The sequence below is a fragment of the Devosia sp. LC5 genome (genome assembly GCF_000735585.1).
Lineage (GTDB): Bacteria > Pseudomonadota > Alphaproteobacteria > Rhizobiales > Devosiaceae > Devosia.
Genome location: NZ_JNNO01000002.1, coordinates 123,606 through 139,813, shown reverse-complemented (window position 1 = coordinate 139,813; position 16,208 = coordinate 123,606). Strand labels below are relative to the sequence as shown.

14 protein-coding genes are annotated in these 16,208 nt (G+C 63.4%); 6 read left to right on the top strand and 8 right to left on the bottom strand.

Going from position 1 to position 16,208, the window contains the following annotated elements:
- Positions 1-45: 45 nt before the first annotated feature.
- From fumC to FF80_RS02305, 3 genes are all read right to left on the bottom strand, one after another.
- The gene (fumC, locus tag FF80_RS02315; protein WP_035097220.1) at positions 46-1,446 is read right to left on the bottom strand and encodes a class II fumarate hydratase; all 1,401 of its coding nucleotides are present in this window, start codon (positions 1,444-1,446) and stop codon (positions 46-48) included.
- A 125-nt stretch (positions 1,447-1,571) separates the two neighbouring features.
- Positions 1,572-1,751, bottom strand: a complete 180-nt coding sequence (gene rpmF, locus FF80_RS02310) for a 50S ribosomal protein L32 (protein ID WP_035097219.1) — start codon at positions 1,749-1,751, stop codon at positions 1,572-1,574.
- 280 nt (positions 1,752-2,031) lie between these two features.
- Positions 2,032-2,748: a transglycosylase domain-containing protein gene (locus tag FF80_RS02305; protein WP_052153085.1), complete on the bottom strand. Its 717-nt coding sequence runs from the start codon at positions 2,746-2,748 to the stop codon at positions 2,032-2,034.
- A gap of 339 nt (positions 2,749-3,087) precedes the next feature.
- On the opposite strand from FF80_RS02305, the gene FF80_RS02300 reads away from it, so the two are divergent.
- The 3 genes from FF80_RS02300 to FF80_RS02290 are packed head-to-tail and all read left to right on the top strand — an operon-like array spanning position 3,088 to position 5,119.
- Positions 3,088-3,990 carry a polyprenyl synthetase family protein gene (locus FF80_RS02300; RefSeq protein ID WP_035097218.1) on the top strand — a complete coding sequence of 301 codons (903 nt, stop codon included), beginning with the start codon at positions 3,088-3,090 and terminating at the stop codon, positions 3,988-3,990.
- 1 nt (position 3,991) lies between these two features.
- The gene (locus FF80_RS02295) at positions 3,992-4,624 is read left to right on the top strand and encodes an MOSC domain-containing protein (RefSeq protein ID WP_035097217.1); all 633 of its coding nucleotides are present in this window, start codon (positions 3,992-3,994) and stop codon (positions 4,622-4,624) included.
- A 9-nt stretch (positions 4,625-4,633) separates the two neighbouring features.
- A complete protein-coding gene (locus tag FF80_RS02290) occupies positions 4,634-5,119 on the top strand; it encodes a YbaK/EbsC family protein (protein WP_035097216.1) in 486 nt (161 codons plus the stop codon).
- Between the two features lie 6 nt (positions 5,120-5,125).
- Here the strand turns inward: FF80_RS02290 and ispG are convergent, their stop codons facing one another.
- On the bottom strand, positions 5,126-6,370 hold the full coding sequence (ispG, locus tag FF80_RS02285) for a flavodoxin-dependent (E)-4-hydroxy-3-methylbut-2-enyl-diphosphate synthase (RefSeq protein WP_035097215.1): 1,245 nt from the start codon (positions 6,368-6,370) through the stop codon (positions 5,126-5,128).
- 114 nt (positions 6,371-6,484) lie between these two features.
- On the opposite strand from ispG, the gene FF80_RS02280 reads away from it, so the two are divergent.
- Positions 6,485-6,799, top strand: a complete 315-nt coding sequence (locus tag FF80_RS02280; RefSeq protein ID WP_052153084.1) for a YkvA family protein — start codon at positions 6,485-6,487, stop codon at positions 6,797-6,799.
- Between the two features lie 50 nt (positions 6,800-6,849).
- Here FF80_RS02280 and pyc read toward each other — a convergent pair whose 3' ends face one another.
- Positions 6,850-10,290: a pyruvate carboxylase gene (pyc, locus tag FF80_RS02275; protein ID WP_035097214.1), complete on the bottom strand. Its 3,441-nt coding sequence runs from the start codon at positions 10,288-10,290 to the stop codon at positions 6,850-6,852.
- A 107-nt stretch (positions 10,291-10,397) separates the two neighbouring features.
- Positions 10,398-10,808 carry a TIGR01244 family sulfur transferase gene (locus FF80_RS02270; protein ID WP_244445683.1) on the bottom strand — a complete coding sequence of 137 codons (411 nt, stop codon included), beginning with the start codon at positions 10,806-10,808 and terminating at the stop codon, positions 10,398-10,400.
- A gap of 177 nt (positions 10,809-10,985) precedes the next feature.
- Between FF80_RS02270 and FF80_RS02265 the strand changes: the two genes are divergently transcribed.
- On the top strand, positions 10,986-11,798 hold the full coding sequence (locus tag FF80_RS02265; RefSeq protein ID WP_052153083.1) for a hypothetical protein: 813 nt from the start codon (positions 10,986-10,988) through the stop codon (positions 11,796-11,798).
- A gap of 133 nt (positions 11,799-11,931) precedes the next feature.
- Here the strand turns inward: FF80_RS02265 and FF80_RS02260 are convergent, their stop codons facing one another.
- Both FF80_RS02260 and FF80_RS02255 read right to left on the bottom strand, forming a co-directional pair.
- Entirely contained in the window at positions 11,932-13,437 is a 1,506-nt protein-coding gene (locus tag FF80_RS02260) for a GGDEF domain-containing phosphodiesterase (RefSeq protein WP_052153082.1), read from the bottom strand.
- 210 nt (positions 13,438-13,647) lie between these two features.
- Entirely contained in the window at positions 13,648-14,667 is a 1,020-nt protein-coding gene (locus FF80_RS02255; protein ID WP_035097212.1) for a glycine betaine ABC transporter substrate-binding protein, read from the bottom strand.
- Positions 14,668-14,874: 207 nt separating this feature from the next.
- Here FF80_RS02255 and FF80_RS02250 point away from each other — a divergent pair, with 207 nt between their 5' ends.
- Positions 14,875-16,080, top strand: a complete 1,206-nt coding sequence (locus FF80_RS02250) for an ABC transporter substrate-binding protein (protein ID WP_200877148.1) — start codon at positions 14,875-14,877, stop codon at positions 16,078-16,080.
- Positions 16,081-16,208: the final 128 nt, after the last annotated feature.

Sequence of the window (16,208 nt, the reverse complement as noted above, 5' to 3'; positions counted from 1 at the left end):
GGGGGAGGGAGGCGCAGGGGCCGGCGGCCCTGTAGTCTTGCAGTCCTACTTCTTCAGCTTGAGCGGGCCGACCATTTGTTCGGGCTTCACTTCGGCGTCGAATTCCTCGCCGGTGAGCAGGCCCAGCGCGATGGCTTCCTCGCGCAGGGTGGTGCCGTTCTTGTGGGCGGTCTTGGCGATCTTGGCGGCATTGTCGTAGCCGATCTTGCGGTTGAGCGCGGTGACCAGCATCAGCGACTTGTCGACCAATTCCTTGATGCGGGCGCGGTCGGGCTCGATGCCGATGGCGCAATTGTCGTTGAACGAGCGCGATGCATCGGCCAAGAGCCGCACCGATTGCAGGAAATTGTAAGCGATGACCGGCTTGAACACGTTGAGCTCGAAATTGCCCTGGCTGGCGGCAAAGCCGATCGCGGCGTCATTGCCCATCACCTGCACGGCCACCATGGTCATGGCCTCGGATTGGGTCGGATTGACCTTGCCCGGCATAATCGAGCTGCCCGGCTCGTTTTCCGGAATGGTGATTTCGCCCAGGCCCGAGCGCGGGCCGGAGGCCAGCCAGCGCACGTCATTGGCAATCTTCATCAGGGCGGCAGCAAGTTGCTTGAGCGCCCCCGACGTGCCGACAAAGGCGTCATGGCCGGCCATGACGGCATATTTGTTGGGGGCTGTGACGAAGTCATGCCCGGAGAGCGTCGCGATTTCCCTGGCTACGGCCACGGCATAGTCGGGATGAGCATTGAGCCCGGTACCGACAGCGGTGCCGCCAAGCGCCAGCTCCTTGAGCTGGGGAATGGTAACCTTGATGGCCTGCACGGCCAGATCGAGCTGGGCGACCCAGCCGCTCATTTCCTGGCCCAGCGTCAGGGGCGTCGCATCCTGCAGATGGGTGCGGCCGATCTTGACCACATCCATGAATTCTTCCGACTTGGAAGCCAGCGTGTCGCGCAGCTTTTCAACGCGCGGAAACAGGTAATTCTCCAGCGCCTCGACCGCCGCGATATGCATGGCAGTCGGATAGGTGTCGTTGGACGACTGGCTCATATTGACATGGTCATTGGGGTGGACGGGCTTTTTGGAGCCCATCGTGCCGCCGGCCAGCTCGATGGCGCGGTTGGAGATCACCTCGTTGACATTCATGTTGGACTGCGTGCCCGAGCCGGTCTGCCAGACGACGAGCGGGAAGTGATCTTCCAGCTTGCCGGCAATCACCTCATCGGCGGCGGCAACGATCAGGTCGCGCGTCTTGTCGTCGAGCAGGCCCAATTTGTTATTGGCCAGCGCCGCCGCCTTTTTCAGGATGCCGAAGGCATGCACGATTTCCCTGGGCATTTTCTCACCGCCAATATCGAAATTGGCCAGGCTTCGTGCCGTCTGCGCGCCGTAATATTTGTTATCCGGGACATTGATGGTGCCCATCGAGTCCGATTCAACGCGCATGCTCATGGAAATCTCCGAGTGTGGGCCGCTTCTTTTTGGCGGCATGGTCAAAGCAAAACGGCCGCTCCCCATCGGGACCGGCCGTTGCATTATCTACAAATCCGAGCGCATGGCTGCAGCTCGTCTTTGGCTTATTTCTTGACGTCGAGAATCTGCCGGCCGCGATACATGCCGGTCTTGAGGTCGACGTGATGCGGACGACGCAGCTCGCCCGAATCCTTGTCTTCGACATAGGTAGGGTTGGCAAGAGCGTCGGCCGAGCGGCGGAAGCCGCGCTTCATCGGCGAGGTCTTTCGTTTTGGCACTGCCATGGTCGGTACTCCGAATTCAATATCGTTGCGCCGCCAAAGCGGCCCAGAGACTTATCTCTGTTGGGATTGACCGGGTCTATAGAGCAAGACGGGGGGCTTGGCTAGTGGGTTTTGTGGTGGAATGGCCCCTGTGAACAGTAGGAGCGGCGAAGTCCTCTGTTTCACCCACAGCGCCTCCCTCGGGCTTGACCCGAGGGCCATTCCCGATCCGGTATGAGTGGCGAGCGGCCCTCGGGTCAAGCCCGAGGGAGAACGGTGGGGTTGGTGACATCGTGCCCCCTCACAGCGCCAGCCGGCCGCCCTCCCCGACGCAGCTGGCGCGCTCGCCATATTGCTGGGTCCGGTTCTGCACGATGCCGGCAATCCGCAACATGCCGCCCGAGGGCCGGCCCGGCTGGCGCAGCATTGGATTGGGCAGCGCCGCGACCAAGAGCGTGGCAGTTCGCCAATCCAGGTTCTGTGGTTCGATGCCGAAAGCCCGCTCAGCCCCGGCCGCCACGCCGAATTGTCCCTCGGGGCCCCATTCGGCAATGTTGAGATAGATTTCCATGATCCGCCTTTTGGGCAGGACCAGGTCGACATAGAGCGCCAGCGGCACTTCGAGCGCCTTGCGCACCACGCTCTGCCCGTTCCACAGGAATAGATTACGCGCCACCTGCATGGTGATGGTGGAGGCGCCGCGCGCATCCTCGCCGGCCATATAGCGCTCGACCTCGTCGCGCAGGGCGCCCAGATCGACACCCCAATGCCGGCAGAATTGGCCATCTTCGGACAGCACTACTGCGGCCTTGAGGCGATCGGAAATCTGTCCGATATCGCGCCATTCCCGCACCACGGAGCGCCCTGTGACATAGCGCTCAAGCATGGGCACCGAGACGGGATCGATGACGAGATAGACCGGGGTCAGCACCAGCGGGATGGCAATGAGGACAGCGGCCAGCATGCAAAGAGGACGCAGAATGCGCCAGATGCCCTTGGGTTTGCTTGCTCGTGCCATGGACCATTCCATAGCGGCAGGAGCGGGCCGATGGCTATGGTGAAAATGGGGCGGAGCCGGTTCCTTTTCCCCTGGTTGGTCCCGGGTGCTTATGCCTCTGATCACCTCGCCCCTCAGGGGAGAGGTCGACGGCAAAGCCGGCGGGTGAGGGGTGCGATGCTGGGATATCGGATATGCCTGCAGCATCGCACCCCTCACCCTGACCCTCTCCCCTGAGGGGCGAGGGGACGAAAGAGCACGCGGCCTATGCGTGCCACAACCCTGCCTCCGGCAGGACATGTCAGTGACAGCCCATACATCCCCTTGCCGCGGCCGCCCCAAACCGGCTAGCAACGAGCCATGTATGATTTTGCCGCCGACATTGCCGATTGCGCCCTGGCCGTGGAAACCGCGCTCGACCGGCAATTGACGGCCGACCGCCTGAGCGGCCCCGGCCCCGCTGCCGACCGGCTGATTGCTGCCATGCGGCATGGCAGCCTTGGCGGCGGCAAGCGCCTGCGCCCGCTGCTGGTGCGCCAGGCCGCCAATATTTTCAACGTGCCGCCCCATGCCGCGCTGATTGCCGGGCTCGCCGTCGAAATGATCCATTGCTATTCGCTGATCCATGACGACCTGCCAGCCATGGACGACGATGACCTGCGCCGGGGCCGCCCGACGGTGCACAAGGCCTTTGACGAAGCCACGGCAATCCTGGCTGGCGACGCGCTGCTCACCCACGCCTTTGGCCTGCTCGCTTCCCCCGAATGCCACCCCGATCCCGCCACCCGCGTAGTGCTGGTGAGCGAACTGGTGGCCGGCAGCGGCGCCGGCGGCATGGCGGGCGGGCAGATGCGCGATATCGAGGGCGAGGCGGGCGGCTTTTCCGGCGATGACGTCGCCACAATGCAGGCGATGAAAACCGGTGCGCTGATCCGCGCCAGCGTACGCATGGGCGCCATTCTGGGCGGCGCCGATCCGCGCGCCCTGTCCGCACTCACCGCCTATGCCGAGGCCGCCGGCCGCGCCTTCCAGCTGGCCGACGATATCCTGGACGTGACCGCCACGCCTGAGGCCTTGGGCAAGGCCACCGGCAAGGACGCGGCCAATGGCAAGCAGACCCTGGTGGCCCGCGTGGGGGTGGACGAGGCCCGCGAACATCTGAAAGCCACGGTAACTTTCGCCCAATCGGCCCTGCGCACCTTTGGCCCCAAGGCCGATGGCCTGCGCGCCACGGCCCGCTATTTCGCCAGCCGGGAAAACTGAGATGGCCCAATTGCTCAGCATCAATCTTGGCACGGCCCAGCACATTCCGGGCTATTCTCCGCTGACCGGCATCGTCAAGACGGCGGTGAGCCGTGCCAGCATCGAGCGGCTGGGCCTGGCGGGCGACGCCATTTGCGACCGCCAGCACCACGGCGGGAGCGACCAGGCCATCTATGTCTATTTCGCCGATGATTATCTGTGGTGGGCCACTGAGCTGGGCCAATCCATCGCGCCGGGCACGTTTGGCGAGAACCTGACCATTGGCGGTGTAGAGGGGCGCGAAGTTGCCATTGGCGATCGCTTCTCCATCGGCCCGGCCCTGCTCGAAGTCACCTATCACCGCACGCCCTGCATGACCTTTGCGGCGCGCATGGGCGATCCGGGCTGGGTCCGGCGCTTTCACCGCGCCAACCGCCCCGGCGCCTATTGCCGGGTGCTGTCGGCTGGCCTGGTCGAAACGGGAATGAATGTCGGCTACGAGCCCTATGCCGGCGAGCGCGTCACCGTCAGCGAACTCATGAGCCTTGATGGCGTGCGGGAAATCGACCCCGCCTTCATGCGCCGGGCGCTCGCCACCCCGATCCGCGACAGGACGCGGTTCAAGTTTGAAACCCGCCTCGCTAGCCTGTTCTGAGAATTTGTCATGAGCCTTGCTTCTGTCCAAGCCGACCTTGCCGCCCGTGCGCCTGACCTCGTGGTCGAAGTCACCGAACACTCCACCGCCACCGTGCAATTGGCCGCCGATGTGCATGGCGTCGAGCCCGGCCAGATCGCCAAGACGCTGTGCATTCGCGTCAATGGCGAGGTATTGCTGCTGGTGACCCGCGGCGATGCGCGGCTCGACAACCAGAAATCCAAAGCAGCTTTTGGCGGCCGCCCGCGCATGCTGGGGGCCGAGGAGGTCGAGCAATTGACCAGCCACCAGGTGGGCGGGGTCTGCCCATTCGGGCTGCCGCAGCCTTTGCCGATTTATCTCGACGCTTCGCTCAGGGTCTATGAGCTGGTGATCCCCGCCGGCGGCTCTACCCACGCTTCGGTGCGGCTGAGCGTCGAACGGCTGGCCCAATTGTGTGGCGGCAAATGGGTGGATGCCTGCCAGCCGCCGGTGGTCACGGCCGAAGTGGACTGACCCGGCCTATTCCGCTGCGGTCTTCTGACCCGTCCCGAATTTGCGCTCGATATAATCGGCCACCATGACCTTGAACTGGTCGGCCACGTCGGCGCCGCGCAGGGTGGCGACTTTTTCGCCATCGACGAAAACCGGGGCAGCCGGGGTTTCGCCCGTGCCGGGCAGGGAAATGCCGATATTGGCATGCTTGCTTTCGCCGGGGCCATTGACGATGCAACCCATGACGGCCACCGACAGGCCCTCGACGCCGGGATAGCGTTCCTTCCATTCGGGCATGGAATGGGAGAGGTGGTCCTGGATGTCCTTGGCCAGGGTCTGGAACGTGGTCGAGGTGGTGCGTCCGCAACCGGGGCAGGCAGCGACCACCGGCAGGAACTGGCGGAAACCCATGGTCTGCAGCAATTCCTGGGCCACCTTGACCTCGGTGGTGCGGTCCCCGCCCGGCTCGGGCGTGAGGGAAATGCGGATCGTGTCGCCGATACCCTGCTGCAGCAGGATGCCCAGAGCGGCGGAGGAGGCCACGACGCCCTTGGTGCCCATGCCGGCCTCGGTCAGCCCCAGATGCAGGGCATAATCGCAGCGCGCGGCAAGGTCCTGATAGACCGCGATCAGGTGCTGGACGTCGCTGACCTTGGTGGAAAGGATGATCTTGTCGCGGCCCATGCCCAGCGCTTCGGCGCGTTGCGCACTCAGCAGCGCCGATTGGATGATCGCTTCGCGCTGCACGGCAGAGGCTGAAATCGGCGCCGCGGAGGCAGCGTTCTCGTCCATGAGTCTCGTCAGCAGTTCCTCATCGAGCGAACCCCAGTTCACCCCGATGCGGACGGGTTTGTTGTAGCGGTTGGCAATCTCGATCAGCGTCGAAAACTGGGTATCGCGCTTGGCCTTGAAGCCGACATTGCCCGGATTGATGCGATATTTCGCCAGCGCCTCGGCACAGGCCGGATGGTCGGTGAGCAGCTTGTGGCCGATATAGTGGAAATCGCCCACCAGCGGCACGTCATAGCCCATGAAGGCGAGGCGATCGCGGATGATGGGCACGGCGGCGGCAGACTCGTCGCGATCCACGGTAATCCGCACGATCTCCGAGCCGGCGCGGGCCAGCTGCATCACCTGCTTGACCGTCGCATCGATATCGGCCGTGTCGGTATTGGTCATCGATTGCACGACCACGGGCGCACCGCCGCCGACGCGCACCCCGCCGACATCCACACCCACCGATTGCCTGCGTGCCGCCGGACCCGCCATCATTCACCTGCCTAAAGCTGTTGGCGCAGAAATAAGCCTCCAAGCCTATCTGCGCAATGTTTCTGATTGATGATGGCAAAGTCTTGAACCCGGCCCTGCCACAACCATTTAAGAAGCATGTTCAAGCTCCTGACGTCCCGCTTCATCCCGCGCATCCTGCTCTTCCGCAAGGAAGTGGTCCTGCTTTGGCAGGCGTTCATGTCGCCGCACACGCCCTTTTACCTCAAGGCGGCCACCGCCTTCGTGGCGTTCTACCTGGTCAGCCCGATCGACATCATTTCCGATTTCATCCCCTTGCTGGGCTGGGCCGATGATCTGATCCTGGTGCCGCTGATGGTCAGCTGGATCGTTTCCCGCCTGCCGGTGCCGGTGCGTGCGGATATGCGCGAGCGCAATGAGCGCACCATTGATGGACGCGCGCGGCGGCTTTAGCTGAGTACGGCTGCACCAACAAAAAAGCCCGGATCGCTCCGGGCTTTTTGCTATTCGAACCGCACCAGCAGGTCCTTGGCGTCGATCTGGTCGCCCGGTTTGATCAGCAGTTCCGCGATCACGCCATCGACTTCGGCATGGATGGCGGTTTCCATTTTCATGGCTTCGATCGAGCAGAGCACATCGCCGGCCGTGACCTTCTGGCCTTCCTTGACGGCCAGGGTCGAGATCACGCCCGGCATGGGTGCGCCGACCTGCTTGGCATCGCCCGCAACGGCCTTGGCGCGCAGCTTGACTTCGCCGGCCTTGAGCCGGTCTGGCACGGTAATGGTGCGCGGTTGCCCGTTGAGGTCGAAGAAGACCCGCACTTCGCCCTTTTCATTGGTGGGCGCACGGCCCAGATATTGCAGGACCAGCGTCTTGCCCTTCTCGATGTCGACAAACAGCTCGTCGCCTTCGGAGAGGCCATAGAAATAGACCGGCGTAGGCAGCACTTCGGTGGGGCCGTAGCGCTCCTGGGTCTTTTCGAAGTCGGCATAGACCTTGGGATACATCAGGTATGAGGCGAGCCGGAAATCGTCGATCGGATGCCCGACCTCACCGGCAATCTTCTTGCGCTCGGCTTCGAGGTCCACATCCTTGAGATAGGAGCCGGGGCGTTCGGTCAGCGCCTTCTTGCCCTTGAGCACCTTCTTTTGCAGATCCTTGGGGAAGCCGCCCGGCGGCTGGCCCAGATCGCCGGCAAAGAAGCCAACCACTGAATCTGGGAAGGCGATGTCGCGCTTGGGATCTTCCACATCGGCCCGGGTCAGCCCGGCCGACACCATGGCCAGGGCCATGTCGCCAACCACCTTGGAGCTTGGCGTCACCTTGACGATATCGCCAAACATCTGGTTGACGTCGGCATAGGTCTGGGCGACTTCGTGCCAGCGGGTTTCGAGCCCCAGCGAACGCGCCTGTTCCTTGAGATTGGTGAACTGCCCACCGGGCATTTCATGCAGATAGACTTCGGACGCGCCGCCCTTGAGATCGCTTTCAAAGGCGCGATATTGCGTGCGCACGGCTTCCCAATAGAAGGAAATCTGGCGGATCGCTTTGGAATCGAGCTGCGGATCACGCTCGCCGCCGGCTAGGGCCGCCACGAGCGAACCCAGCGTCGGCTGGCTGGTCGTGCCGGATAGCGCGTCCATGGCCGCGTCGACCGCATCCACCCCGGCATCCACTGCCGCCAGCACCGTGGCGGCGGCAGCGCCCGAAGTGTCGTGGGTATGCAGATGAATGGGGAGGCTGGTTTCATTGCGCAGCGTCGCAATCAGCTTCTTGGCCGCAGCGGGCTTGAGCAGTCCCGCCATGTCCTTGATGCCAAGCACATGCACGCCGGCCTTTTCCAGCTCCTGCGCCAGGCCGACATAATATTTGAGATCATATTTGGAGCGGTCGGGATCGAACAGATCACCGGTATAGCAGATCACCCCCTCGGCAACTTTGTTGGCCTCGAGCACCGCATCGAGCGAGACGCGCATGTTCTCGACCCAGTTCAGGCAATCGAAGACGCGGAAAATATCCACCCCGCCTTTGGCCGCCTCGGCAACGAAGAACTTGACCACATTGTCGGGATAATTGGTGTAGCCCACGCCATTGGAGCCACGTAGCAGCATCTGCGTCAGGATGTTCGGCGCGCCTTCGCGTACCTTGGCGAGCCGTTCCCAGGGGTCCTCATTGAGGAAGCGCATGGAAACGTCGAAGGTCGCCCCGCCCCAGCATTCGAGGCTGAACAGGTTCGGCAATCCGCGCGAATAGGCCTGGGCAATGCGCGTAATGTCATAGCTGCGCATGCGGGTGGCGAGCAGGCTCTGATGCGCGTCGCGCATGGTGGTGTCGGTAAACAGCACCCGCTTCTGCTTTTTCATCCACTTGGCAAGCGCGGCGGGGCCGTCCCGATCCAGCACCTGCCGGCTGCCATCGATCGTCGCCGGCGGCGGGAACTCGGGCAGTACGGGCGCTGCAGCCTCGGCCGGCGGACGCGGGCGGTCGCGCACTTCGGGATGCCCGTTCACCGTGACGTCGGCAATGTAGCTGAGCAGCTTGGTCGCGCGGTCCTTGCGCGGCTTGAAATTGAACAGCTCGGGCGTCGTGTCGATAAAGCGCGTCGTATAGCGGTTCTCGACAAAGTCCGGATGGGTGATGATGTTTTCAAGGAATGCCAGATTGGTCGACACGCCCCGAATGCGGAACTCGCGCAGGGCGCGGTGCATGCGAGCAATGGCTTCCTCGGCTGACGGCGCCCAGCAGGTGACCTTTTCCAGCAGCGGATCGTAAAACCGGGTGATGACCGCCCCGGCATAGGCCGTGCCGCCATCGAGCCGCACGCCAAAGCCGGTGGCGCCGCGATAGGCGGTGATGCGGCCATAATCGGGAATGAAATTCTGCTCGGGATCTTCCGTGGTCACCCGGCACTGGATGGCATTGCCGTTGAGATGGATGTCCTTTTGCAGCGGCACACCGGATTCGGGCGTGCCGATCACCGCGCCATCGAGCAGGTGGATCTGCGCCTTGACGATATCGATGCCAGTCACTTCCTCGGTGACGGTATGCTCCACCTGGATGCGCGGATTGACCTCGATGAAGTAGAATTTGTCATTGTCGGCATCCATCAGGAATTCGACGGTGCCGGCGCCGCGGTAATTGGCAGCATTGCCCAGCCGCACGGCGGCGTCGGTCAATTCCTTGCGCACATCTTCGCTCAGATAGGGCGCGGGGGCGCGCTCGACCACTTTCTGGTTGCGCCGTTGCACCGAGCAATCGCGCTCGAACAGATGCACCAGATTGCCGTGATCATCGCCAATCAATTGCACTTCGACATGGCGGGCCCGCTCCACCAGCTTTTCGAGATACATCTCGTCCTTGCCGAACGCCGCCTTGGCCTCGCGCTTGCCTTCGGAAACTTCCGAGAGCAGGCTCTTTTCATCCATGATGCGGCGCATGCCGCGCCCGCCGCCGCCCCAGCTGGCCTTGAGCATCAGCGGGTAGCCGATTTCGGCGGCCAGCTTCTTGATCTGGGCCGGATCGTCGGGCAATGCATCGGTCGCGGGCACCACCGGCACCTTGGAGGCAATGGCCATATTGCGCGCGGCGACCTTGTTGCCCAGGTCGCGCATGGTCTGCGCCCGCGGGCCGATAAAGATAATGCCGGCATCTTCGCAGGCATCGACGAATTCGGGGCTTTCCGACAGCAATCCATAGCCGGGATGGATCGCGTCGGCACCCGAAATGCGGGCAATGCGGATATATTCCTCGATCTGCAGATAGGCCTCGACCGGGCCCTTGCCCTTGCCGATCAGATAGGCCTCGTCGGCCTTGAAGCGGTGCAGCGCCAGTTTGTCCTCTTCGGCAAACACGGCCACCGTCTTAAGCCCCAATTCATTGGCGGCGCGGAACACGCGGATGGCGATTTCGCTGCGGTTGGCGACGAGGATTTTCTTGATGGGCATGAAGACATTTCCGAGCAGGAGGGGTCGTGGGACCGCTGGCAGCGATCCGGCTCAGTCTGGAATGCGGCCGGGCCGGTCGCCCGGCCATGCCGCCGAAGAATAGTCGCCTAGTCGCGGCTGAGATGACCGGCCAGATGGCTCATGTCATAGCCGGCCTCGGCTGCCTGGGCGATGATCTCGCCCGCATCCAATTCGCCGGCCTGGCTCAGCGCCCACAAAGTGGTCGAGCGCGTTCCCGAACGGCAGAAGGCCAACACCGGGCCATTGCTCCCCTCGAGCGCGGCCTTGGTCGCCTCGACCATGGCGGGGGAAACCCCTTCACGGCCCAGTGGAATAGCATAATAGCCCAGCCCCGCCGCCCTGGCGGCCGCTTCGATCTCGGCGCCGTCCGGCTGGTCGGGCGATTCGCCCTCGGGGCGATTATTGATGATGGTGGTAAAGCCCTGGGCCTTGAGCGCTGCTATGTCTTCAGGCTGGATTTGCCCGGAAACACTGATGTGATCATTTATGCGCTTCAAATCCAACTGCTTGCTCCCCGCTGCACCGAACTGGCTGGTACGCCTTTATATCGCTTCGCCAGCACTAGACGCAACTACGACAGAAGGCTAGCTGTCGCCAGCCTGTCATGCGCAGTGCTGCCCTGCAGCAGAAGCGGCGGCGGGCACGTTCAAAACCGATGAAATGCGGACACTACAATGACCGATCTTGCTTCTGCCTTCCCCACCCGCCCGCTCAAGCTGACCAAGACCGGCATCGTGCCCGGCATCTTCTCCTATCTCGGGGGGCTCTTGCTCCTGGGCGTTGGCGGGTTCATCGCGGTCTGGCAGGCTCCCGGCATCGTCAATGACTGGGTGATCTCGCAGAACCCGGTCGTGGTGTATGATTCCACCGTCGAGGACGGCCACTGCACCACGCGCCGCGCCATCTTCGTCGATTGCGAGGCCCATGTGACCTATAGCGTCAAGGGCAAGACCTTCGAGCGCGACATCGAACTGATGTTCGTCGATTTCAACATGGGCGATTACGAAGTCGAAGTCGTCCGCTCGGCCGACAAGCCGCAGATCGTGGGCCTCAGCCTGGGGCTGGACATGTTGTGGAACCGGACCATCGTCGGCTCCTGCTTCGTGCTGCTCATGGGCATTCTCGGCGCCGCGCTGCTGTTCAAGGGCGCCCAGGCCGACCGCGTCCGCGCATTATCCCGCAAGGCACTGAAGCTGACCGCCGTTCCCGTGCAGGTGACGGGCATTGCCAATGTGCTGGGCGGCAAGGCGGTGACCTATGCTCTGCCCCGCCCCGGCAAGAAGCGCGGCACCAATATGACCTCGCGCATGCGCAGAAAGCAGGAACCCTTCTGGCTTAATGGCGATGGCCAGGCATTGGCCGCACTGCATGAAGGCAGCAAGACACCGATCCTGCTCGACGCCGAACTGACCCGGCTGGAGCTGACCGAGGAAGAACGCCGGAAGATCGAAGCCGCCCGCGATGGCGTCGAGCCGGTGGCAAGCTGATCCCCCTCATCCGCCCTACGGGCACCTTCTCCCATGAGGGGAGAAGGGCAGCTCCGTGCTAGATAAAACTGGGAGCCACCCCTCACCTTTTGTGGGAGAGGGGTGCGATGCTTCCGCAAACAAAGGCAAACAATCAGGCCGCGCTGGCCCGCCGTTCGCGCACCAGAGCGGCGGGCCGGCCCAGGAGGAACCCTTGCAGGCCGGTCACGCCGGCCAATCTGAGCTTGGCCAATTGCTCCGGCGTCTCGACGCCCTCGGCAATCACCTCGACCGGCAGCGAGCGCGCGATGTCGCAGATGGCCGAGACGATCATTGCGTCGATCCGGCTATCGGCCAGATTGGCCACATAGGTGCGGTCGATCTTGATGATGTCGAAGGCAAAGCCGCGCAGATATTGCAGGCTGGCATGGCCGGCCCCGAAATCGTCGATGGCGATGCGCACGCCCATGGCGCGCAGGGCCTCAAGATTGGCCATGGCCACGCCGCCGGCATTGAGCGGCACGGTCTCGGTGATTTCGACAATGATCCGGCGCGGATCGGTCCCGGTTTCCGCCAGCACGGCAGCAAAGCGGGTGGCATAATCGGCGTGGCGCAATTGGGCCGGTGAGACATTGACCGCCACCGAGCCGCCGCCCAAAGCCGGCAGGTCCGCGCAGGCGCGCCGCAGCACCCATTCGCCCAGCCGGTCGATCAGGTCGCTCTCTTCGGCAATGCCGACGAACTGGCCCGGCGGGATCATGCCACGCACCTTGTGGCGCCAGCGCACCAGCGCTTCATGCGATTTGATCGCCATCGTCGCAGCCGAAAACACCGGCTGATAATGCAGTTCCAGCTCGTCCATCAGTAAAGCCGCGCGCAATTCGCGCTCGATAAAGCGACGATGCCGTTCATCGCCCAGCATATCGGCATCGAAGGCCACCACGGCGCGGCGGCCCGCCTTCTTGCCTTTGTAGAGCGCCAGATCGGCCTTGGAGATCAGATCGACGACATCGACCGCATCGGCCGGCGCCAGCGCAATGCCCACCGAGGCCGACAGCCGCACCGGGCGGCCGGCAATGGCCACGGGCTTATCGAGCTGGCGCAGCAATTCCTCGGCCAGCCGGCGCAAGGCGGCACGATTGTCATGACCGATAATGGCAATGCCGAATTCGTCGCCACCCAACCGACCGATGATCGCCCCCGGCATCAGCTTGTCCAATGTGCGCGCCAGATGCACCAGCGCGGCGTCGCCCGCGCCGTGCCCGGCGCTGTCATTGAGCAGTTTGAGATTGTCCATGTCGAGCTGCATATAGGCCACCGCGCTCTCGGAGCCATGATAGACCTCGCAGCCCAGCACCTGCAGGAAATGGGACCGCGTAAACACCCCGGTCAGGGCATCGCGCTGCACCGAATCCATCGCCTCGCGATTGGCCAGCAGCGCCGCGGCAACCCCGCCGCGCAAGCGGCGATAGCCCAGCCACAACAGCCCGATCACCACTGTGCCGCCCGCCAGCACGGCCAGTGGCAGGGTGAACGGACCGGCGCTGTCCCATAGGGCCCACAGGCTTGCCAGGGCGAGCGTGGCAATCACCAATGCCGCGCCAAGCGCCATGCTGCTATAGCTGTCGATAATGGCTTTGAAATTGGGATCGCGGCGCATGCTCTACCAGATGGATATGGGCGCATCAGCCGTGCCCATTGCACCGCCTTATCAGCTGCAAGGCATGAACATCTTCTAAAGAACTGTATAAAATTCTTTTTATTTCAATAGCTTACCAGAAAAACACAAAAGTTTAGCCTGCCCGCATGACAGTCTCACAACGATCGGCGGTCCCGGACATGGCCATTGCAGGGCACGGTAAATGACCCGTTACGGGCCCTCCGTCCCCACCCATTGGCGCCAGATGTCGCCGCGCTCGGCAACGAACCGGTCGGCCACACCCTCGATGGTGGCGCCCGGCAGGTTGAGCTGGGCAAGCAGCCCGTTCATCTCGGCCAAGGGCAGCGCGCTGCGCTGGAAATAGCCGGCAATGGTGGGAATGTCGGTAAACACCCATTCGCTGAGCGCCGTCACCACCGTCTCCGGCGCAAAGGCGGAGGGGGCGGGGCTGGGGCAGGACAGACTCGCCAGGCACTTGGCATTGGCCTCGTCATAGGCGCCCATATCGAGCGGCCGGAAGCCGAATTGCGCCAGCACCGCATTGGGCTGCCAATAGTAAAAGACGATGGCCTCCTGCCGGCTCACGGCTTCCCCGATCAGATTATCCATTTCGAACCTATTGGCCGGCTCGACGATCTCGACCAGGTTGCCCAGCCCATAGGCCCGCACCAGATTGCGGTTGATCAGCGCGCAGGCCCAATCGGGCGGGCAGGACACGAACCGCACCTTGCCCCCGCCATTGAGCGTGGGTAGCGCCGCGGCCAGCCCCGCCGCAGCGGTCAATTCGGGATGCGCCGCCCCGACATAATCGGGAATGAACCAGCCCTCGAAACTGGTTTCCACATAGCTGGGCGCGGCGGGGCGCACCATCTGCGCCTCGATGGCGGGGTTCCACAATTCGGCAATCCGGTTGACCCACATTTCGGGCGCCACGGCCGGCTGGCCGGTCGAGCCCATGGACGAGCCGGTTGCCGCCAGATCGCCGGGGATAACCTTGATGTCGCAGCCGAACTGGCTGGCCAGCACGCGGGCATGAATTTCGGCCAGCAATGCCGCCGAGGGCCAGCTCATCCGCGCAATGGCCAGCGGCTGGGTGCCGCAGACCGGCGGCGGGGCGGCGGAGACGCCCCCGGCATTGTCCTGCGCCTGATCGAGCACGGTGAGCTGTGCCACGGCCGGCGCCAGCAGCACCAGGCTCAGCAGCGCCCCTCCAAGCAGACGAAAAATCATGCCGCCCCATCCAAAAACCATCCGCGTTAAGCAACAGCCACAAGGCCCGGTTTTGCCAATCAATACAAGGTGACTCCCAATTTCCAATATGCAACAGTCCTGGCTTGGCGGGGCGCACGTAGCGCCCCCGAAGACATGTCGTTTCGCGTGCAAGACTGGCGCCGTGCAAGGGCCGCACCAGCGGGACGATCACAGAGAGGGACATAGATGAACATTCTGAACAAGACCCTGACCCTGGCAGTTGCTGCCTCGACCCTTGCGGTCGCCGCACCGGCCATCGCTCAGGACACCGGAGCCACCATCGGCTTCATCGGCGGCTTTACCGGCCCCATTGAATCGCTGACTCCCCCCATCTTTGCCGGTGCCGAGCTGGTGGTGAAGCAGGTCAACGAGCAGGGCGGCATTCTGGGCGGCGAGCTCAAGCTGATCTCGGCCGACGGCGCCTGCGATGCCACCGCCGCTGCTGCCGCTGCCGACCGCGTCATCAATACCGACAATGTCACCGCCGTGGTTGGTGCCCTGTGCACCGGCGAAACCATCGGCGCCTTCAACGGCTCGGGCAAGTCGGGCAATGTGGTGTTCATTTCGCCGGCCTCTTCGGCCCCGGCTTTGACCACGCTGGACGACAACGACCTCGTCTACCGCACCACCCCATCGGACGCGCTGCAGGGCGTCAAGCTGGCCGACCTGCTGCTCGCCAAGGGCGTGCAGGACATCGCCATCACTTATGTGAACAATGACTATGGCAAGGGCTTTGCCGATGCGCTCTCGGCTGCCTACACCGCCGGCGGCGGCACCGTGGCAGCCAATCTCGCCCATGAAGAAGGCAAGGCCGACTATCGCGCCGAGCTGGGTAACCTGGTCGCGTCGCAGAACCTGGTCATCCTGGCCTATGCCAATGCCTCGGGTAACACCGTGCTGCGCCAGGCCGTGGAATCGGGCAATTTCACCACCTATGTCGGCGGTGACGGCATGGTCGGCGACGACCTTTTGACCGGCATCGACGCTGCGGCCGTCGAAGGCCTGATCGCCACCCGCGCCGGCGCTCCGGCAGGCGAAGCCACCACCACCTATACCGACCTGGCCAATGCCGCCGGTATCGAAGCCAACGCGACCTATGCCCCCCAGGCCTATGACGCCGCGTTCCTTTTGGCTCTCGCCATCGAAAAGAACGGCTCGGCCGACCGCGAGGGCCTCTCGGCCGCCCTGCGTGAGGTTGCTTCCGCCCCCGGCGAAAAAATCCTGCCCGGCGAATGGACCAAGGCAGTCGAATTGATCAAGGCCGGCACCGATATCGACTATGACGGCGCCGGCGGCCCGCTGGATTTCGACACCGCTGGCGACGTTGACGGCATCATCGTCGAACTCGCCGTCGAAGGCGGCATGTTCGTCGAAAAGGGCGAAATCCAGTAATTTTTGCTGCTTATGCAGTAATGAAGCCCGGGAGCGATCCCGGGCTTTTTTGGTTTTGAGACCTCATGGTGAGCCTCCTGACCTTGTCGAAGGGCGAACCACGAGGGTCGGGACCCGAAATTGGGTGC

What these genes read in the sequence shown, in the direction of transcription:
- fumC (WP_035097220.1), bottom strand. Translation starts at nt 1,446, where the DNA reads ATGAGCATGCGCGTTGAATCGGACTCGATGGGCACCATCAATGTCCCG.
- rpmF (WP_035097219.1), bottom strand. Translation starts at nt 1,751, where the DNA reads ATGGCAGTGCCAAAACGAAAGACCTCGCCGATGAAGCGCGGCTTCCGC.
- FF80_RS02305 (WP_052153085.1), bottom strand. Translation starts at nt 2,748, where the DNA reads ATGGCACGAGCAAGCAAACCCAAGGGCATCTGGCGCATTCTGCGTCCT.
- FF80_RS02300 (WP_035097218.1), top strand. Translation starts at nt 3,088, where the DNA reads ATGTATGATTTTGCCGCCGACATTGCCGATTGCGCCCTGGCCGTGGAA.
- FF80_RS02295 (WP_035097217.1), top strand. Translation starts at nt 3,992, where the DNA reads ATGGCCCAATTGCTCAGCATCAATCTTGGCACGGCCCAGCACATTCCG.
- FF80_RS02290 (WP_035097216.1), top strand. Translation starts at nt 4,634, where the DNA reads ATGAGCCTTGCTTCTGTCCAAGCCGACCTTGCCGCCCGTGCGCCTGAC.
- ispG (WP_035097215.1), bottom strand. Translation starts at nt 6,370, where the DNA reads ATGATGGCGGGTCCGGCGGCACGCAGGCAATCGGTGGGTGTGGATGTC.
- FF80_RS02280 (WP_052153084.1), top strand. Translation starts at nt 6,485, where the DNA reads ATGTTCAAGCTCCTGACGTCCCGCTTCATCCCGCGCATCCTGCTCTTC.
- pyc (WP_035097214.1), bottom strand. Translation starts at nt 10,290, where the DNA reads ATGCCCATCAAGAAAATCCTCGTCGCCAACCGCAGCGAAATCGCCATC.
- FF80_RS02265 (WP_052153083.1), top strand. Translation starts at nt 10,986, where the DNA reads ATGACCGATCTTGCTTCTGCCTTCCCCACCCGCCCGCTCAAGCTGACC.
- FF80_RS02260 (WP_052153082.1), bottom strand. Translation starts at nt 13,437, where the DNA reads ATGCGCCGCGATCCCAATTTCAAAGCCATTATCGACAGCTATAGCAGC.
- FF80_RS02255 (WP_035097212.1), bottom strand. Translation starts at nt 14,667, where the DNA reads ATGATTTTTCGTCTGCTTGGAGGGGCGCTGCTGAGCCTGGTGCTGCTG.
- FF80_RS02250 (WP_200877148.1), top strand. Translation starts at nt 14,875, where the DNA reads ATGAACATTCTGAACAAGACCCTGACCCTGGCAGTTGCTGCCTCGACC.